Annotated in this window: 18 protein-coding genes, 1 pseudogene and 1 other annotated feature; of the genes and pseudogenes, 13 read left to right on the top strand and 6 right to left on the bottom strand. The window is 43.9% G+C overall.

The window, feature by feature from the left end; translation table 11 throughout:
* The first annotated feature begins 47 nt into the window (after positions 1-47).
* Complete coding sequence (locus GLV98_RS10785; RefSeq protein ID WP_160914969.1) at positions 48-1,361, top strand: TrkH family potassium uptake protein; 1,314 nt, start codon at positions 48-50, stop codon at positions 1,359-1,361.
* Positions 1,362-1,482: 121 nt separating this feature from the next.
* Here GLV98_RS10785 and GLV98_RS10780 read toward each other — a convergent pair whose 3' ends face one another.
* Together GLV98_RS10780 and GLV98_RS10775 are read right to left on the bottom strand one after the other, a co-directional pair.
* Positions 1,483-1,941: a hypothetical protein gene (locus tag GLV98_RS10780; RefSeq protein ID WP_160914967.1), complete on the bottom strand. Its 459-nt coding sequence runs from the start codon at positions 1,939-1,941 to the stop codon at positions 1,483-1,485.
* Between the two features lie 131 nt (positions 1,942-2,072).
* Positions 2,073-3,005 carry an oxidoreductase gene (locus GLV98_RS10775; protein WP_160914965.1) on the bottom strand — a complete coding sequence of 311 codons (933 nt, stop codon included), beginning with the start codon at positions 3,003-3,005 and terminating at the stop codon, positions 2,073-2,075.
* A gap of 143 nt (positions 3,006-3,148) precedes the next feature.
* On the opposite strand from GLV98_RS10775, the gene GLV98_RS10770 reads away from it, so the two are divergent.
* The 6 genes and pseudogenes from GLV98_RS10770 to GLV98_RS10745 all read left to right on the top strand — a co-directional run bounded on the left by GLV98_RS10770 (position 3,149) and on the right by GLV98_RS10745 (position 6,672).
* The gene (locus GLV98_RS10770) at positions 3,149-3,688 is read left to right on the top strand and encodes a sigma-70 family RNA polymerase sigma factor (protein WP_160914963.1); all 540 of its coding nucleotides are present in this window, start codon (positions 3,149-3,151) and stop codon (positions 3,686-3,688) included.
* Entirely contained in the window at positions 3,681-4,718 is a 1,038-nt protein-coding gene (locus GLV98_RS10765) for a DUF4030 domain-containing protein (RefSeq protein ID WP_160914961.1), read from the top strand. The genes GLV98_RS10770 and GLV98_RS10765 overlap by 8 nt, the downstream gene beginning before the upstream one ends.
* A 111-nt stretch (positions 4,719-4,829) precedes the next feature.
* Positions 4,830-5,024 (top strand): hypothetical protein, encoded by a 195-nt coding sequence (locus GLV98_RS10760; RefSeq protein WP_160914959.1) that lies wholly within the window; start codon positions 4,830-4,832, stop codon positions 5,022-5,024.
* Positions 5,021-5,543 (top strand): annotated as a pseudogene (locus GLV98_RS10755) (GNAT family N-acetyltransferase). Before GLV98_RS10760 ends, GLV98_RS10755 begins: the two are co-directional and overlap by 4 nt.
* 175 nt (positions 5,544-5,718) lie before the next feature.
* The gene (locus tag GLV98_RS10750; protein WP_160914957.1) at positions 5,719-5,946 is read left to right on the top strand and encodes a hypothetical protein; all 228 of its coding nucleotides are present in this window, start codon (positions 5,719-5,721) and stop codon (positions 5,944-5,946) included.
* A gap of 162 nt (positions 5,947-6,108) precedes the next feature.
* The gene (locus tag GLV98_RS10745) at positions 6,109-6,672 is read left to right on the top strand and encodes a LysM peptidoglycan-binding domain-containing protein (protein ID WP_160914955.1); all 564 of its coding nucleotides are present in this window, start codon (positions 6,109-6,111) and stop codon (positions 6,670-6,672) included.
* 51 nt (positions 6,673-6,723) lie between these two features.
* Here GLV98_RS10745 and GLV98_RS10740 read toward each other — a convergent pair whose 3' ends face one another.
* Complete coding sequence (locus GLV98_RS10740; RefSeq protein ID WP_160914953.1) at positions 6,724-7,443, bottom strand: alpha/beta hydrolase; 720 nt, start codon at positions 7,441-7,443, stop codon at positions 6,724-6,726.
* Positions 7,444-7,476: 33 nt separating this feature from the next.
* Complete coding sequence (locus tag GLV98_RS10735; protein WP_160914951.1) at positions 7,477-8,040, bottom strand: TetR/AcrR family transcriptional regulator; 564 nt, start codon at positions 8,038-8,040, stop codon at positions 7,477-7,479.
* Between the two features lie 181 nt (positions 8,041-8,221).
* Here GLV98_RS10735 and GLV98_RS10730 point away from each other — a divergent pair, with 181 nt between their 5' ends.
* The 6 genes from GLV98_RS10730 (at position 8,222) to GLV98_RS10710 (ending at position 13,543) form a co-directional block, all read left to right on the top strand.
* The gene (locus GLV98_RS10730) at positions 8,222-9,058 is read left to right on the top strand and encodes an oxidoreductase (RefSeq protein ID WP_160914949.1); all 837 of its coding nucleotides are present in this window, start codon (positions 8,222-8,224) and stop codon (positions 9,056-9,058) included.
* 349 nt (positions 9,059-9,407) lie between these two features.
* Positions 9,408-9,554, top strand: coding sequence for a hypothetical protein (locus GLV98_RS19985; RefSeq protein WP_202410013.1), 147 nt, complete (start codon positions 9,408-9,410; stop codon positions 9,552-9,554).
* Between the two features lie 117 nt (positions 9,555-9,671).
* A complete protein-coding gene (locus GLV98_RS10725; RefSeq protein WP_160914947.1) occupies positions 9,672-10,298 on the top strand; it encodes an FMN-dependent NADH-azoreductase in 627 nt (208 codons plus the stop codon).
* Positions 10,299-10,790: 492 nt separating this feature from the next.
* Positions 10,791-11,016, top strand: a binding site (T-box leader).
* 44 nt (positions 11,017-11,060) lie between these two features.
* Complete coding sequence (gene tyrS, locus GLV98_RS10720) at positions 11,061-12,302, top strand: tyrosine--tRNA ligase (protein WP_237417112.1); 1,242 nt, start codon at positions 11,061-11,063, stop codon at positions 12,300-12,302.
* A gap of 27 nt (positions 12,303-12,329) precedes the next feature.
* Positions 12,330-12,950 carry a nucleotidyltransferase domain-containing protein gene (locus GLV98_RS10715; RefSeq protein ID WP_160914943.1) on the top strand — a complete coding sequence of 207 codons (621 nt, stop codon included), beginning with the start codon at positions 12,330-12,332 and terminating at the stop codon, positions 12,948-12,950.
* Between the two features lie 122 nt (positions 12,951-13,072).
* Positions 13,073-13,543 (top strand): tetratricopeptide repeat protein, encoded by a 471-nt coding sequence (locus tag GLV98_RS10710; RefSeq protein WP_160914941.1) that lies wholly within the window; start codon positions 13,073-13,075, stop codon positions 13,541-13,543.
* 5 nt (positions 13,544-13,548) lie between these two features.
* On the opposite strand, the gene GLV98_RS10705 is transcribed toward GLV98_RS10710, so the two are convergent.
* Both GLV98_RS10705 and GLV98_RS10700 read right to left on the bottom strand, forming a co-directional pair.
* The gene (locus tag GLV98_RS10705) at positions 13,549-14,340 is read right to left on the bottom strand and encodes a cytochrome c oxidase assembly protein (protein ID WP_160914939.1); all 792 of its coding nucleotides are present in this window, start codon (positions 14,338-14,340) and stop codon (positions 13,549-13,551) included.
* Entirely contained in the window at positions 14,333-14,812 is a 480-nt protein-coding gene (locus tag GLV98_RS10700) for a DUF2243 domain-containing protein (protein ID WP_160914937.1), read from the bottom strand. Before GLV98_RS10700 ends, GLV98_RS10705 begins: the two co-directional genes overlap by 8 nt.
* Between the last annotated feature and the right edge of the window lie 49 nt (positions 14,813-14,861).

Below are 14,861 nucleotides of genomic sequence, written 5' to 3'. Positions count from 1 at the left end.
CCGCTATACAATAAGTATCATCCTATAGAAGAAATGGCGGTCTGAAAATGAAAGGTCCTTCATGGTCTCCACCTCAAATTTTAATTGTGACGTTTGTGGTTCTCATCCTAGTTGGTGCTGGATTGCTCATGCTTCCTATCGCGACAACAAACGGTATAAGTTTTATTGATGCGCTCTTTACATCCACTTCTGCGATGACAGTGACCGGTTTGATCGTATTGGATACGGCGACAGCCTTTACGATGTTTGGACAAGTGGTAATCATGCTGCTCATTCAACTCGGGGGCCTTGGCATTATGACATTTGCCGTCTTGATCTATATCGCTGTCGGTAAGAAAATCGGGTTGAAGCATCGGCTAATTATTAAACAGGCCTTGAATCAATCGGCAATCGGTGGTGTGGTAAAGCTTGCGAAGCGTTTGCTCATCTTCTCATTGATTGTTGAAAGTATCGCTGTCGTGTTTTTGTCGATCCGGTGGGTACCTGAATATGGGTGGTTTCAAGGCATTTATGCAAGTGTGTTTCATTCCATATCAGCCTTTAATAACGCCGGGTTTTCGATTTGGTCTGATAGTCTATCCGGATATGTCATAGATCCTGCTGTCAATATTGTCATCACACTATTATTTATCATCGGCGGCATCGGGTTCACCGTGGTTTTTGATATGTGGAGGACGAAAGAGTTCAATCGTCTGGCCTTACAAACCAAGTTGATGATTGTAGGTACGTTGGTTCTGAACACCATAAGTTTTTTAGTTATTCTATTATTAGAATTCAATAATCCTGCCACCATTGCTGATTTTTCGACGCTGGGGAAAATTCAGGCCTCTTATTTTCAGGCGGTGACCCCGCGTACGGCTGGCTTTAATACTTTAGATATCGGGCAGATGGAAGAATCCACTTTGTTCTATATGATTACACTCATGTTTATTGGTGGAGGGAGTGCCTCCACGGCTGGCGGGATCAAGCTGACGACGGCCATGGCGATTCTGCTTGCCACGATTTCCTTTTTCAAGAATAGGCAGCATACATCCATTTATCACCGGAGTCTTTCCTCCCACATCATTCTCAAAGCTCTGGCTCTAACCATTGCGGGCATGTGTGTGGTCATTTTTACGACATTTGTTTTGAATTTGACGGAAGATGCTCCGTTCTTAATGATTTTGTTTGAGAGTGTTTCTGCCTTTGGGACTGTCGGACTTTCCATGGGATTAACAGGAGACCTGAGTTTAGTAGGTAAGGTGATCATCATTGGGACCATGCTGATTGGTAAATTGGGGCCTTTGACCTTCGCTTTCGCTTTTGCCAAGCAGTCCCCGGATCTTGTGAAACATCCGGAAGAAGATATTTTAACGGGTTAAAAGGAAAAGGTGGAAGCCCTATGAAGGACTTCCATCTTTATTTAAATCATTATCAAAAAGAGGCGAATCATATTGAAAAACTATTTCCTCAGGGTTGAATGAGGAAGGACATCGTGCCAGTCTACATCAAAGGGTATATGTAGAATAAGACGTTATGGTAGGCATCATTCACGAGTTCGATGTAATGGACCCATATAAAGACTGCAATGGTGATGACCACTCCATTCGCGGAAAGTGTCCAAGAAAGGTACTTCTTTTTTTTCGGGTGGTCCCCCATCCACTTCTCACTGAACAGTAGATAATAAGAGGCAATAAAAAATGGAGCGATCATTATGCCTGCAAGGAACCAACGATTGAATTGGCTCATGTAGTCACCTAAGACAGACAAGCTTTCCTGTTCCTTGCTTACATCAGAATTGATGATTGGATTCGGTCCATTCAAGCCATCGTACATAACCAATTGATTCTGGTCATTGACTTCATATTTCAAGAATTCAAAGTCCATCGCGAGTCCGTAGATGGTAAGCATAGATAGCAGACTAATAGAAAAAGCAAGCCCCCATATCTTTTTCTTAGACATTCTGATGCTCCTCTCTTAGCTTTATATCTCTGATTATTCCAAATAAAGGAATTTTATTCAACTAAAAGTCTGTATTCTCAACAAATAAAAAAGCTGAAGAGAGTGGCCTCTTCAGCTGTGAATAGCTACTATTACTTATTGAAAGGGTAGTTAACTCCAGTAAGCTCTTGGGATACTTTCCACAATTGATCGGCGTCCATGACATCGTACGACTTCGTGATTGGAGCGACTGCGACAGGAGCACCTTTCATCTCCCATCTGCCTCCAGGACCGAAATATTCTCCTCCTTGTACACCCGGGTCTGTCGCAGCTCTTAGGCCGGGAAGCGCTCCTTCTTGTGCCTCCTGTGTCATCGGTGCAAGCAAACGCCCGAGAATCTTGAAGAGGAATTTATCTTCAATGTGCCTCATGAGATTGGTGCTTGCTATGCCGGGATGGGCGGCGGTTACGATCATATCCAAACCATCCTTTTCAATTCTTCGTTGCAGTTCTTGAGTGAATAATAGATTGGCAAGCTTGGACTGGGCATAGGCTTTCATCGGTGTGTACCCTTTTCCACCCTCAAACATGAGGTTATCGAAATTCACTTTTCCAGATTTATGGGCATTACTTGAAATATTGACGATTCTAGCGTTTGCCGTATTCTTTAAGGTCTCGAACAATTGTCCTGTCAGTGCGAAATGCCCGAGGTGATTGATGCCAAGCTGCTGTTCAAAACCATCTTTTGTTTTCCCATACGGGGTGGTCATCACACCAGCATTGTTCAGGAGAAGATCCAGTCTGTCGTACTTTTCCTTAAAGGAATCTGTAAATGCCTTTACTGATTCCAAATCACTTAAATCGAGAGCCATGACATCAATGTCTGCATTAGGGTTTTCCTTTTGAATGGATAGAAAGGCTTCCTGTCCCCGTTCCATCGACCTTGAGCCAAGAATGACGGTTGCTCCCCGCTTGGAAAGAACTTTCACAGATTCATATCCTAAACCGCTGTTCCCTCCTGTTACAATCACTGTTTGACCTTTTAGGGAAGGGATGTCTTCTTTCGTCCACGCTTGTTCTTTCATCCTTATCACTCCTTATAAGTTTTATAGTAAGAAATTTCCGCATGCATGTAAAAAGAATAGACTTCAGATGAGCACATAAGAATTTTATGGAACCTCTTGATGAACCATTTCGTCAAAGGTAATGACAAAGGGGGGGGGAGCTTATGAACGGGGAACAAACAGAGCGGAGTACAGATAAAGAGATCCTAGTCGACTTGATGGAATCCTACGGGGGCATGGTCGTAAGAATTGCTTTTACTTATGTCAAAGACCAGCAGCTGGCTGAGGATTTGGCGCAGGATGTATTCATCCGCTGTTATCAACATTTACATACATTTGAACATCGATCGAGTTACAAAACCTGGGTGTACCGCATTACGATCAATCATTGCAAAGACCACGTCAGAAGCTGGTCGTTCCGAAATCTGATTCCATTTGAACCGATGAAGATGGAAAAAGGAAAGGAAACGACCAGTATTAGTGACCAGATTTTAAAAGAAGAGGAAAATCAGGTGCTCTTTCAAAAAGTGCTGAAGCTTTCCGTGAAGTTAAGAGAAGTCATCATCTTTTATTATTACGAAGAATTATCCGTGGAGGAAGTCGCTGAGTTGTTAGGTGTCAATGTGAATACGGTCAAAACAAGGCTGCACAGGGCAAGGAACAGTTTGAAGAGAATGTTGAAAGGAGGAGGGGCTTTTGAGTAACCGATGGAAGTATCCTGAAAAGGTCAAGCAGATGAAGCTCGAAGAAGAGCACCAGAAGAAAGTGTTAGAACGTTTGCAAAGTCCAGAAGATCGCCGGAAAAGTAAGGCTAGGCGCTTTTGGATGGGCGCTGCGGTCGTCGTGCTTTTGCTGGGTGGATTATTGTTTACCCCCGCGATGGAGCACGTCGTTGCAAAAATTCCTTACATCAGTCAGTTTATCGAGCAGGAAGAAGATCGAATGGTACGGATGGAGACGTTCTTCAATGAGGCCAACCAGTCGATTGAAAAAGAGGGGTATCGAATCGGAAACATGCAGGTCAGCAAGGAGGATAAGGAAGTCATCGTTGAACTGATCGAGATAGAGGTTGGGAAACGGAAAATCCAAACCATTGTTGAGGATCATTTAGAAGATAATGGCTTCCATAATTATGAGGTCTCTGTGAAGCCTTTTGAAGAAAGAGTGTACCAGTCGGATGTGACCGAAGAGGAAATGGAACAGTTCCATAAAAATACGAAGGAACTGGAAGGAAAGTTAACAGCACGACTGCAAGAAGAAAATTTTGAGCTCATGTTTCCGGTCCAAGTTCAAATGAACCCGACTCAAGGGGTGTATATCAATGTCATCGTTCCAGAAACGGAAACAAGGTTAAGTCTCTTAGAAGACATCATGTTGGAAGAGGGGCAGGAATATAACGAAGAACCAAAACTTGATATTCGTCAAGTAGAGAAGAAAGCAAGGGAACAGGAAAAACGATGGGAAGAAACGGGAGCAGTGAACGATATTGCCCAGGCAATGATGGAGTCGGAACAATACCCAGTGACAGGATTTGCTTATTCTTTTCATCCGTATCCACTTCAAATTAAAATTAAAACGTCTCTTGATCGCTCAAATGAAAACTCGAAGGAAATAGCTGAAGAAATAAGGGAAGAGATTGACCTCTTCATCCAAACCGGGGATAAAACAGCTCCGATTAGAGGCGATGAATATGAGGTTTATGTGCTTAGTAAAGACAAAAAGAACATCCAATGACAGAGGCGTCACCGGTGAGGTGGCGTCTATTTATTGAAGGGATGGATAGGTTTTGAAATAATAGAAAGAGATATGAATTTTCTGAAATCAGCACAGGAAAGGAGAGGTTTGATGCTTGCGAACATTTTATGGGGATTGTTTCTTGTCATGTTCATTGCTTTTATGGTTTTCATGGACAGGAGAAAAAGCAAAAAGCGCAAAGGAGAGCCTCCTATTCGGAAAACAGAGCAGGAAAAAGAAGTAGAACGAGCCGTTGCACGAGAAAAAGGCTTTCGTGGTGGACCCGGGGGAGGGGACGGAATGTGAGACACGGGAAATCGATTTATATTAGTGAACTTACAAGAGATGATGCTGAGCAATTGCTGCATTATGAAAAGAAAAATCGTTCTTTCTTTGAACATTTTTCAATGATGAGAGCGGAAGATTTCTATACGCTTGAGGGGCAGAACAACCGGTTGGAAAATCTTCATAAAGAGACAGAGGAGGACACGGGTTACTTTTTCGGGATATTCCAGAAGGGGACAGATCAACTAATCGGAACGGTTCACCTTTTTCAAGTCATGCGAGGATCGTTACAGAGCGCTTTTATCGGTTATTTTCTCGATAAGGATTACAATGGGAGGGGCTATACGACAGAAGTATGCTTTTGACCATCTCCAATTACATAGGATTGAAGCAGGGGTCATGCCCCACAACAAAGCCTCCATTCGTGTGCTTGAAAAAGCGGGTTTTCACAAAGAAGGGGTAGCGAAGAAGAATGTGAAAATCAATGGAAAGTGGGAAGATCACCAAGTCTTGGCGATCATTAACCCGGAAGATGAGTAGATTGAATCTTTCACTGAAGGTGGGCTTCGATCCAATCATCTCATTCTTAAAACTCCCAAAAACCGAAATGTAAACCTAATGTGGCATAGAGTGAATCTGTTGATTTAGAAAAATATTGAAACTTTACCTGATGGTGTTACGTACTTGTAATAAGACGAAAAGGAGGGTTTCGCACATGGGGGTTTTTCTCGGCCTCGTGGGATTGTTGGCTTTGCCGCTATTGTACGGATATTTGCGCGATGCTTTCGGATGGAACAGGAACAAATTTCACGGCGATGAAATGAATAAACAAAAACGGAATTCTGTAGAAAAGCGTTATGATGAAGCTGAAATTCAGAAGGACAAAGTACGTAAACATTCTAGAAATCAAGGGAACCATGGAGGGTTCGGGGGCTTTCATTGATAAAATAGGAGCCCTGCTCATAAGTATGAATGTTTAAAAGTCAGCAGGAGTGCTGGCTTTTTTCATAGTATTTTAAATTCTTTCAAAATATTACGTTTAGATGACAAGAAAAACCGAAACACAATTACTGAAAGCATTTTTAACCTTAAGGAGGGTCCATGGATGAACAAAAAGAAGATTTTGGCACCTGTACTCGCTTTAGGGATGACGTTTGGTGCTGGAGCAACCACTGTTTCGGCGGAAACTTATCAAGTCACTTTCGAAAAAGGGGACACGCTCTGGAGCCTTGCAGAACAATATGATGATGTGTCCGTTGATGATTTATTCAAGTGGAACCCAGGAATTGATGCAGATATCATTCAACCTGGCTCTCGAATTACGGTGAAAACAGAGGAAACGTTCAATGAAGATGATTATCCAAATGAAGAGTTTCATACTGTCACACCGGGGAGTACGTTGTACAGCATCGCAAACCTTCATGAGGGTCTGACGCTCACGGAACTGTTTGAATTAAATCCAGGCATCGACCCTTGGAACTTGCAGCCAGGTCAGGAAGTCCGCGTTTCACCGGCAGAGAGCACCCACTATCATACGGTCGCTCCGTACGATACGCTTTATGGCATTGCCGGCCTCCACGAAGGGGTTACTGTAAATGACTTGTACGAATTAAACCCAGGAATAGATGCTAGAAACCTCCAAGTCGGATCGACTATACGAGTGAAATAAAAGGAAAGAGCTGGACTTCTGAGGAAGTTCCGCTTTTTTAGATTATCAGTATTAATTTTGGATCCACTCATGGATGGTACGTACGATGATTTCTTGCTGTCTTTTGGCTGGTATCTCAGCAGGCAGGTCTCCTTTTTGAGCTCCATACATACCAAATTGGGCATGGTTGCCCCCTTCAATTTCATAGAGCGTCGCATCCGACGAAAGTAATGGCTCCGTTTCTTCTATTTTTGATTCTGTTGTTAACCCATCCTTCTCCGCATAAATCGACAGGATCGGAGTTTCCAAATTGGCGAAGCTGCTTCCCTCTGTCGGATAAGAAGCAAAGAGAATCAGTCCAGCTGTTTCATCCGGGTGATCTTTTACGAAAGAGGCGGCAGCCACTCCGCCGAGCGAATGGCCTCCCACATACCAATCCTCAACCTTAGGATATCGCTCCATCATTTCCCGGGCTTTGTTCGAGTTCAATATAGGTAAGTTCAACGTCATATTCGGAATCCCTGTTACGTATCCTTCAGTCGCCAGTTGTTGAGCCAGAAAACTGTAGGCTTCTGCTTCGACCTTTGCCCCAGGGTATAAGATGACCCCCACTTTACTTTTTTCACTGGGTTCATGCACGACCCATCCGTCTTTTTGCAAGGGTTCTTCCACAAGGCGTGTCATCTCTTCTGATGGTCCATAGGTTTGTTGTGTCCAGATGAAAAAGATCAAAAATCCAACAATGATCAGCGCCAGAAGACCAAGCAACAAATACTTGAGCCATTTTTTCATACTCCCATCTCCTTCCTTTTCGTCACAGACGTATCAATTTTTTAAGTGAGGATTGTTCAAGGTAATGTCTGAATAGATACGGGCCATTTCTTCAGGGGTTTCTGCAGCTCCATGACGAATCCATTTCTCAAGCATGTGCCAAATGCCTGCAGAATTGAATGCCGTATAATACTTCAGGAAGGTTTCATCAAACCCCTTCATCAGATCTGCTTTGTATCTTTCATTCAAAGATGGCAGATAGTCGTCTAGCTGTTTGAGCAGAATGACGAACAGGTCGTTTTTTTGAATCAGGTTTAAAAATTCTCTATGCTCCTGCCAAAATTCAAAGTAAAGCTTAGCCATCGCATACGGAGTTAAGGCATCGAGCGCTTCGAATTCTTTCTCCACTTCTTTCATCAGTCCTGTAATGTACTCTTGGAGGACTTCCTCCTTACTCTGGAAGTTACGATAAAACGTCTTCCGTACGAGCTCGGCGGACTCGGTAATTTCCCTGATTGATATTTTGTGATACGGCTTTTCTTCCATAAGTCTAAGTAAAGCGTCGATGATCCATTTCCTCGATCTCATGGAAATCGGGTTCGTGCTTTTATCATTCATGTCAGTTCTCCTTTCCATCAAACGCGCTGTAACAAATGTCACACTTTCTTGCATCTGTATCACTTGTTCAGAAACCATTGACCCTAAGATGATATTCTCATTATAATTTGCATACATAAGTGACACAAGTGTGTATCTGGATACAAGTGTAACTTTTAATTAGGAGTGGGAGGAATGAAACATGAAGAACAAGGATAAAGGTGTCGTGCTGATTACAGGTGCTTCTTCGGGGATGGGGATGGCAACTGCGGAACTGTTACTGAAAGAAGGCTACATTGTTTATGGAGCGGCAAGACGTTTGGAAAAAATGAAGGGTCTCGAGTCGAAGGGAGCACGGATTCTTGCCATGGATGTCACAGATGAACAGTCCATGGTGGATGGGGTGAATCAGATCATTAAAGAAGAAGGAAGAATCGATGTATTGTTCAACAATGCAGGGTATGGCTCTTATGGAGCTGTGGAAGACGTTCCGTTAGAGGAAGCAAAACGCCAGTTTGATGTGAATCTATTTGGATTGAGCCGAATGACTCAACTCGTTTTGCCGCATATGAGAAAGCAGAAATCAGGTAAAATCATCAATAATTCTTCCATGGGCGGGAGGATCTTCACACCGATGGGTGCCTGGTATCATGCATCCAAGCATGCGCTTGAAGGGTATTCAGACTGTCTGCGGTTAGAGGTAGCTCCGTTCGGCATCGATGTGGTCGTGATCCAACCGGGGAGTATCGAGAGTGAGTGGACCGGGATTATGTTAGAGAATCTGCGGAAAACGTCTGGGACATCTGCCTACAAAGATATGACCCGTGCTTTTATGAAGATGACCAAGAATATGACGGGGGCGGCCTCTTCTCCAAAAGTGATTGCAGAAACGGTCAAGAAAGCGATCGAAGCGAAAAAGCCGAAAACTAGATATGCGGCCGGCAAGTATGCCAAACCCTATATGTTCTTAAGAAAAGTGGTTCCCGATCGGATGTTTGATCGTATTTTTCATTCCATGATGAGAAAGCAAAAAGGATAAAAGTGGTACTTTATAGATGAATCAGAAAGACGATAAAAAAGGATGGGACGTGACCGTACCAACCTTTTTTCATTTTATAGGAATAGAGGAATAGAAAAGGTTTTTTTGCAATGAAAGCGAAGTTGTAATGGAGGGAGAAGTTCGGATGAAGGGTCTTATGTATGAATATGGATTCAAGGACCTCGGTGGCACCCAACAGGATTCTCTTATTTTGGGGAGAAATACGGAAGAGATGCTGATCATTAAACTTACATAATGGAACTTAGAACAGCATGTACATTCATAACTTGAGAATATTCGCTTTTCAAAAGTGGAGACTATTGAAATAAGAACGAAAGGAGGCGGAAGCATGGAAAACACACCTTTCCACTATGATGGACGTTCCCCTGTAAACCAAGAGGGAATGCCAAGTGATACGTTTACAATCACAGATGATGCTAGAAAAAACATAGCGGCTAATCCTTACCTGCATGAGGTTACCGATGAGCAAGAATAACAGCTATTCTTAAGGGTCCATCCCAATCAGGATGGACCCTTTTTTTATGTATTTGATTAGTAAAAAAGGGCGTTTTCATCCAAACTATACTATCTTGAAACGAAAGGTAGGATACGTATGGCGAAGGTGTTATACATTACCGCAAATCCACACGACGAGAACGCCTCCTACAGCATGAGGGTAGGGAAGGCGTTCATCGACACATACAAAGAAATGAATGCAGGGGATGAGATCATTCACATTGACTTGTACAGAGAAGACATTCCTCAGATCGATGCCGATATTTTTAGCGGATGGGGGAAACTGCAGTCCGGCGATGAACTTTCTGTAGATGAGAAAAGGAAAGTCGAGCGATTGGGAGAGCTGAGTGATCAATTCATCTCGGCAGACAAGTACGTCTTCGTCACCCCGATGTGGAATTTCTCTTTTCCTCCTGTGATGAAGGCTTATATCGACTCGGTGGCCGTAGCGGGCAAAGCTTTTAAATATACAGATCAGGGGCCGGTTGGTCTATTAACAGACAAAAAAGCTTTTCACATCCAGTCTTGCGGGGGGATTTACTCGGAAGGTCCTGCTGCGGGAATGGAGATGGGGCACCGGTATTTGAATATCGTCATGCAGTTTTTCGGCGTCCCGTCCTTTGATGGTATTTTTGTTGAAGGACATGCGGCGAATCCGGAGCAAGCGGATGAGATTAGGGAACATGCTGTAGCTAGAGCAAAGGATACAGCTCAGACTTTTTGAATATCAATTATCTTAGCTTCACTCAAACGCCTGGTTACAGTGTTTTTCGAAGGCGCTTTTCAGCTTGGATATGGTAACCTGAGTGTAGAGGTTACTAGGTAAAGGAGGAAAAGGGGCAGTAGGAAGCTGCTCCTGTCCTTTTTTATTCGTGTTTAATTTTTATGACTAAAAACAAATAGAAAGGACTTCGCATGCGTTATTTTATCAGCCTGCTTATTTACATATTTGTAATAGTTTTCGTTTCGTCACTCTTGTTTTTTGTGGTCACGTCAATTTGGGATTCATCAGAACCAGGACTCGTTTTCCTTTTGTCGATTATCTGTACACAGTTGTTCTTGAGCCAAATAGGCAGAACGACAGGTTACAGGTATGAATCCTAACGAGATCGGATGCAGTTTCATGCACTTTAGGAAGATAGGTTAAAAAATAAAAGATTCAGAAAAAACGTTGACATCTTCTTCCTTACCGCGTAACATAATCCTAACTTTAATATCTACGGCAATGATAGAAGTGCAGTAGTGAAGAGATCCCTGTTTTCAGAGAGTCGACGGTTGCTGCGAGTCGATACACACCTCTTCATGAATTACCTTCTGGAGCTTCTTTTACGAAAACTCAGGTGAGTAGTGGAAGACGGTAAATCCGTTATCTTTTTAAGGGGAGGATGAGTTGATTCATCTTCAACTTGGGTGGTAACGCGTGATGAAGACACGTCCCATGATGGGGCGTGTCTTTTTTATATTCTAAAAAATGGAGGGCTGTAAGATGATCGAACAATTGAATGATGGGCAAAAAAGAGAACTGGAAAAACAATGGGAGGTTTTATCTTATGGTGTATCCTCCATCATTCCAGAAGATGAGTTCAAAGAAAAGATTGCGAAGTCGATTAAAAATGCGCAGCCGCTGAAAGTGAAGTTGGGGCTTGATCCGACCGCACCGGATGTCCACCTTGGTCATACCGTTGTATTGAATAAGCTGAAGCAGTTCCAGAAATTCGGGCACACGGTTCAGCTGATCATCGGGGATTTCACAGGGAAGATTGGGGATCCGACGGGCAAGTCAATCGCCCGGACGGCTTTGACGGATGACGAGGTGAAGCATAATGCGAAGACCTACTTCGAGCAGTTCGGTAAAGTGATCGACATGGAAAAAGTGGAGCTGCATTATAACTCGAAATGGCTTTCCAGGGTAGGGTTCTCAGAAGTTTTGAAGCTCGCGAGTACGGTGACCGTAGCGAGAATGCTTGAGCGTAATGATTTTCACAACCGATACAAGGAAAATAAGCCAATCCATCTTCACGAATTTTTCTACCCCGTGATGCAGGGGTACGATTCGTACGCTCTGGAGTCAGATATTGAACTCGGAGGAACCGATCAGGAATTCAATGTGTTGTTCGGCCGTCAGGTTCAGGAGCATTACGGGAAGGAAAAGCAAGTCGTCCTGTTGATGCCGTTGATTGAGGGACTTGATGGTGTGGAGAAAATGTCGAAGTCGAAGGGCAATTACATCGGCGTGGATGAGCGGCCGCAGGACATTTTCGGAAAAACGATGTCGCTCCCTGATGCGTTGATCATGAAATATTTTGAGCTCGTGTCTCCCTTATCCATTCAGGAAGTGCACGAAGTGAAACGGAGTCTTGATGAAGGGACGCTTCACCCGCGAGATGCCAAAATGAAGCTTGCCGCTTCTTTTGTTGAAATGCTTCATGGTAAGGAAGCGGCCCGCCAAAGTCGCGAGCAGTTCATCAACGTTTTTCAGAAAAAAGCGATGCCAGATGAAATTCCTGAAGTGATGTGGGAAGGAGACGAGGAACTACTCGTTGTCGATCTCGTTAAGGAACTCGGACTTTTACCTTCCAAAAGTGAAGGGAGAAGGATGATCAAGAATGGTGGCATTAGGATCAATCAGGAGAAAGTGACGGATACCAATCAAAAGTTACTTGTTACTGACGGGGCAGTGATTCAAGTCGGGAAAAGGAAGTTTGTAAGATTGAGAAGTTCATCCTGATAGTAGAAGAAAAGGGGAAATGAAGCGATGGAACGGGAACCATTTATAGAAAAAGTAACCCAACATATGAGAGAGACGTATAAGTGTCATACCGTATTTTTATACGGTTCCTATCAAACGGGCGATGCTACGAATGAAAGCGATGTCGATTTGATTGGTTTTTCGGATGAGCTGGAAACGCAGAATAAAGTGGAAACGTTCAGCGGTAAGCTTCTTGATGTTTGGGTCCACAAAACCGATGATATGAAAAACCCGGCCGACTTTTTGAAAGTCCACCGCGCGGATGTGCTTGTTGATGATTACGACCGGGCGAAGTCTTGGATGTCTGAGATTGATTCCATCTTCAACGAGGGTCCGGCGCCTTTGAAACCAAAAGAGAAGCAGTTTCTGAAAGATTGGCTGACCAAGATGAAGATACGTTCGAGAAAAGGGGATATGGAAGGCCGCTATCGCTTTCACTGGCTTGTGAAGGAAAGTCTTGAAATTTATTTTGAGATGATCGGCCGCTGGTACCTCGGTCCGAAAAAGTCGCTGAACTGGTTGCGTGATCACGATGTAGAAGGGTACCGGATTTACGATAAGTTGCTGGAAGGACCTGGGGATCGCAGGAGACTTGATGCCTGGATCGATCATCTGCAGAAGCTCTGAGTTGTTGGGATATCGGCTAAAATTGAATTTTATCGGCTGAATTAAAAATATATCAATTAAAATCAAAAGATATCAACCAAATGAAGAATATATCAATTAATACAGGAAGGAAGGGGGATTTTATGAATCAAATTCAGATCTTATTGGATGAAGGTGAGGTCGGGAAAGCTAGATTGGAAGCATTGGACCGCTTGAAACAGGAAGGCGAAAACGCAGAATTGAACTATTTGTGTGCAGTCTCCCATGATGCACAGGGGATGGAGCAGGAAGCTATCCCCTTTTATGAGAAAGCCATTGACCATGGAATTCAAGGCGACCTTAGAATTCAGACCTATATTCAGTGGGGAAGCAGTTTACGGTGCACTGGCAAGTATTATGAAGCGAAGGAAGTCCTGGAAAAGGGAGGGCAGGAATTTCCAGGCAATCCCGTGATTCAGGTTTTCCACGCGATGACCTTATATAACTTGGAACAGTCGTCACTAGCGGTGGAACAATTGCTGAGTATCCTTGGTTCTCATGCGGATAGTCCCTGGGTGAAAAAGTACCAAAAAGCCATTTCTTTTTATGCAGCTCGATTAGATAAAATATGGTAGGTCCTTCATTGACTAGCTGCCAGTCTCTTATTCGGTTGAGCAGCTTTGTACCACTGCAAACAGAGAATGAAAATTAGAACGGCGTCAATGGCATCGCCCCCGTAATACATAAGCATGGACCCTGCCTCGGCCTGGTTCTGACTGACTCCTTCAGGCGGAGAGGCATACAAGTATTTCGAGAGGATTCCGTGTCCGGCAAGAGCGATGATGAACACGATGGCCCGGTAAAGATAGCTGTAGCGATGAGCGACAGGGTCGATATAAATCAAGGCCATTGTAAAAAGGTAACCGGCCAGGAACACATGCAGATGGACGAGTACATGAATCCATAGGCTGTTATGCATGATGTGATATAAGTCGGTCGTGTATAGGACCCATAATCCGCCAATGTTAAGGATGGATGCTGTGATCGGGTGACTGATGAGGCGTACATAATAGCTTCTCAGGAAAAGGGAAATCTTTTTGGCAGCAGAAACGGGCAGCGTTCTTAGCAACAGGGTCATCGGTGCAGCAAGAACGAGCAGGAGCGGGGCGAGCATGCCTAACAGCAGATGCCCCATCATATGGGCGCGGAAATCGATGCGCGCTTGGTCTGCAAGCGGGCCAATGACAGCTACACCTGCACACAACACTCCGATGGTCCAAAAAACATATCGCCAAGCCGGCCATGTCTGCAGATGAGGAGAACGATTGGACACCAAGCCCGCTCCTATGTAAAAAAGGATGGCAAGCAGGAAAGGAAACGACAAAATGAAGTCAAAAAGAAGTCCACCCTCACTTGTGTGTTGCTCATGCATGGGAAGGGGCTCCTTTTTTCTTAGTCCGCTTCAGAAGGAATAAACCGGCAGCAATCATAAGCACAGCAGATATGTTCCATACAAGGTCGTAAACGATCACATTTTCTACATAACGGATCTGGTGCAGACGCATCAGTTTATGCTGGATGATCCCGTCATACAATTGGAAAGATCCTGCCCCGAGCAGAACGCCTCCCCACCAGCGCTTCAGTGATAAGCCATTTCTCCGTTTTAAGTCGGCAAAGAGAAAAAGACCTCCAATGGTTGCGAACCAGCTGAATGCGTGAAACAATCCGTCTGAAATCAGTCCGATGTCTGTGGTGGATTGATCGTAAAAGTGGTGCCATCTCAGAAGTTGGTGGAAAATCGTTTCGTCGATAAATGCAGCAAGGCCGATTCCGAACAAGACTCCGGACCATAGGTTACTTTTTTTAGCATGATTTCGATTAGAATGAAGGGACTTTGCCCCCATAGCGAAACCTCCCATTCTTCAAAATTCTTCCTATGTTGTACCCATCACT

This window comes from Halobacillus litoralis (assembly GCF_009856415.1).
Lineage (GTDB): Bacteria > Bacillota > Bacilli > Bacillales > Halobacillaceae > Halobacillus > Halobacillus litoralis_C.
This window is presented reverse-complemented; position numbering and strand designations above follow the sequence as displayed.

What these genes read in the sequence shown, in the direction of transcription:
- GLV98_RS10785 (WP_160914969.1), top strand. Translation starts at nt 48, where the DNA reads ATGAAAGGTCCTTCATGGTCTCCACCTCAAATTTTAATTGTGACGTTT.
- GLV98_RS10780 (WP_160914967.1), bottom strand. Translation starts at nt 1,941, where the DNA reads ATGTCTAAGAAAAAGATATGGGGGCTTGCTTTTTCTATTAGTCTGCTA.
- GLV98_RS10775 (WP_160914965.1), bottom strand. Translation starts at nt 3,005, where the DNA reads ATGAAAGAACAAGCGTGGACGAAAGAAGACATCCCTTCCCTAAAAGGT.
- GLV98_RS10770 (WP_160914963.1), top strand. Translation starts at nt 3,149, where the DNA reads ATGAACGGGGAACAAACAGAGCGGAGTACAGATAAAGAGATCCTAGTC.
- GLV98_RS10760 (WP_160914959.1), top strand. Translation starts at nt 4,830, where the DNA reads ATGCTTGCGAACATTTTATGGGGATTGTTTCTTGTCATGTTCATTGCT.
- GLV98_RS10750 (WP_160914957.1), top strand. Translation starts at nt 5,719, where the DNA reads ATGGGGGTTTTTCTCGGCCTCGTGGGATTGTTGGCTTTGCCGCTATTG.
- GLV98_RS10745 (WP_160914955.1), top strand. Translation starts at nt 6,109, where the DNA reads ATGAACAAAAAGAAGATTTTGGCACCTGTACTCGCTTTAGGGATGACG.
- GLV98_RS10740 (WP_160914953.1), bottom strand. Translation starts at nt 7,443, where the DNA reads ATGAAAAAATGGCTCAAGTATTTGTTGCTTGGTCTTCTGGCGCTGATC.
- GLV98_RS10735 (WP_160914951.1), bottom strand. Translation starts at nt 8,040, where the DNA reads ATGAATGATAAAAGCACGAACCCGATTTCCATGAGATCGAGGAAATGG.
- GLV98_RS10730 (WP_160914949.1), top strand. Translation starts at nt 8,222, where the DNA reads ATGAAGAACAAGGATAAAGGTGTCGTGCTGATTACAGGTGCTTCTTCG.
- GLV98_RS19985 (WP_202410013.1), top strand. Translation starts at nt 9,408, where the DNA reads ATGGAAAACACACCTTTCCACTATGATGGACGTTCCCCTGTAAACCAA.
- GLV98_RS10725 (WP_160914947.1), top strand. Translation starts at nt 9,672, where the DNA reads ATGGCGAAGGTGTTATACATTACCGCAAATCCACACGACGAGAACGCC.
- tyrS (WP_237417112.1), top strand. Translation starts at nt 11,061, where the DNA reads ATGATCGAACAATTGAATGATGGGCAAAAAAGAGAACTGGAAAAACAA.
- GLV98_RS10715 (WP_160914943.1), top strand. Translation starts at nt 12,330, where the DNA reads ATGGAACGGGAACCATTTATAGAAAAAGTAACCCAACATATGAGAGAG.
- GLV98_RS10710 (WP_160914941.1), top strand. Translation starts at nt 13,073, where the DNA reads ATGAATCAAATTCAGATCTTATTGGATGAAGGTGAGGTCGGGAAAGCT.
- GLV98_RS10705 (WP_160914939.1), bottom strand. Translation starts at nt 14,340, where the DNA reads ATGCATGAGCAACACACAAGTGAGGGTGGACTTCTTTTTGACTTCATT.
- GLV98_RS10700 (WP_160914937.1), bottom strand. Translation starts at nt 14,812, where the DNA reads ATGGGGGCAAAGTCCCTTCATTCTAATCGAAATCATGCTAAAAAAAGT.